Source organism: Streptomyces sp. URMC 126, assembly GCF_051386555.1.
Classification (GTDB): domain Bacteria; phylum Actinomycetota; class Actinomycetes; order Streptomycetales; family Streptomycetaceae; genus Streptomyces.
This window is the reverse complement of record NZ_JBPQTX010000561.1, coordinates 1-2168: the sequence shown is the minus strand read 5'-3', so window position 1 is coordinate 2168 and position 2168 is coordinate 1. Positions and strand designations below refer to the sequence as shown.

Sequence of the window (2168 nt, the reverse complement as noted above, 5' to 3'; positions counted from 1 at the left end):
CGCGACCAGTCCCCACAGCGCCCCCCACCCCAGCAGCAGCGGCAGCCGGGGACGGAGCCGGACCTCCCCGCCGAACGCGTCGAGATCGCCCACGCCGAACAGCGACAGGCCGTAGTGCGCCGAGATCCGGGTGAGCAGCCCGGTGGCCGCCAGGGCCACGGCCAGGACCGGTGCCGTCCGGACGGCCTGCCGCCACCACGGCGCGGGGAAGCGGCGGGCCGTCAGCGACGCGGCCACCGCCAGCGCGACCGCCGCCACCAGCGCCAGGACCCACGCCCGGCCGTCATACCGCCCCAGCGAGGCCAGATCCACCGTCGCCGTGCCGCCCCCCGGCTCCCGCAGCACCGCGGCGAGCGCGTACGGGACCGGCAGTCCGATCGCGTCCGGCACGTTTCCCTCCCAGGCGCCGCCGAGACCCACGCCCAGGGCGAGCCAGCAGAGATTGGGCAGCCCCAGCAGCAGGACGGCCGCGGTCTCCACCGGATGGCCGTGCGTCCCCAACGTCACCAGCCCGACCACCAGCCCCAGCAGGACGTACCCCAGCAGCAGCCCCACCGCCATGCGCACCGGTGGGCGCGCCGCGTCCTGGAAGCGGCGCAGCGGCGGGGGCAGCGGGGTGCGGCGCGCGGTGAGGACGACGATCACGTACAGCACCAGCAGCCACAGCAGCCCCCGGCCCAGCGTGGCCGCCACGTCCGCGCGGAACCCCACCTCGGGGCGCACGTCCAGCGCCTCGCCGATCTCGTCCAGCAGCGCGTCCCCCAGGCCGATCCGGAAGGTGTGCCGCGCGGTCAGCGCCGGGACCAGCAGCGCCAGGAGCCAGAGGACCGCCACCCGGACGGCACGGCCGGCCAGTTCCCGGCCGTCCGGCGCGGGCCGGTGACGCAGTGGCCGCAGCAGGCCCGCCGCCAGCGCGAGCGCCCCGGCCAGGGACACCGACAGCGGCACCACCGTGAGGGTGGCACCCGTACGGCCGAAGAACCCCGCGCCGCCCGTCAGTTCCACCGTCCCGCCCACGGCCGCCACCACCGTCGCCGCCAGCACGGCGGGGAACGCCCCGGACGGCAGGCCGCCCGCCCCGGCCGCCCACAGGCCCAGGGCGGCGGTGGCGACCATGGCGGCCACGGCGGCGGCCACCGCGCCGAACGCCTCCGTCCACGCCCGGACGGACTCTCCGGAACCGGACCTCGACACCTGACCCACGCGTGCTCCTGCCTCGGTCGGACGACGGCTGACCTCCCCGTATGGCTCGAACCGTATGCCCCGGAACCGATTGCCACCCGTCCGTGGGGGCACCCGGGGGAAGCGGACGTCCCGTTTGCGGTGAGCGAGGTCCCGGTACACACAATGAAGAACCTGGGGTGGCGCGAAGATGAACGACGGCACTGACAGCAGTTGCCTCGACCACGGGAGGCAGGCCCTGTACGAACCGCCCTCCCCCGGCTCACGGCGGACAGCGCTCGCGACCGCCGCGCCCCGGCACGCGCCGCCGGCCGCCCCGCCACGCCGCCGCTTCGCCCGTACCGTCGTGGCGCCGGCCCTGCTGCTCGCCGCGGCCGTCGTCTACAACGACTGGCTGCTGGAGCTCCCGCTGCCGACCGGGCTCGACCCACGGCACTCCTACGTCAGCGAGCTCTACGCCGCCGACCAGCGCTTCCACCTGCTGTTCGGGGCCGCGGAACTCGTCGCGGCCGCCCTGGTGGTGGCCGGTGCGCTGCTGGCGCTGCTCGCCGGGGGCCGCCGGTACGGCCCGGTGGCCGAGGCCGGCTGGTGGTGCCTGGTCGCCTTCGGGATCTGCTCGGTGGCCGACGTGATCGTCCCCATGCGCTGCGCCCCCTCGGTGGAGGCCGGCTGTGAAGCCGTCAATCCCTGGCACACCGCCACCAGCGCCCTGGTGCACGCCGCCCTCTTCGGCTCGATGTTCCTGTTCACCGTCGCGGCGGCCCGGCACCGGTGGCCCGTGCTGAGCCGCTGGACCCCCTGGGTGCCGGCCGCCGCGCTGGCCTCGGCCGTCGCCACGGTGGGACCCCTCTTCGGCCATCCCGGCTGGCACGGCGTGCCCCAGCGGGCGCATTTGGTGCTCGTCGGCGTGTGGTTCGCCCTGCTGGCGGCGGAACTGCGCGGCCCGGTGGGGGAGGAGCGGGGCGGGGCGGCGGCTCCGGGGCCCT

The 2168-nt window shown here is 76.5% G+C and carries 2 protein-coding genes; one reads left to right on the top strand and one right to left on the bottom strand.

Features of this window, described 5'->3' with window-relative positions; all coding sequences use genetic code 11:
* A partial coding sequence (locus tag ACSNOK_RS32675; protein WP_436784416.1) for a streptophobe family protein occupies positions 1–1203 on the bottom strand: 1203 nt, incomplete at its 3' end.
* Positions 1204–1372: 169 nt separating this feature from the next.
* On the opposite strand from ACSNOK_RS32675, the gene ACSNOK_RS32670 reads away from it, so the two are divergent.
* On the top strand, positions 1373–2168 hold a 796-nt coding region (locus tag ACSNOK_RS32670), incomplete at its 3' end, for a DUF998 domain-containing protein (RefSeq protein ID WP_436784415.1).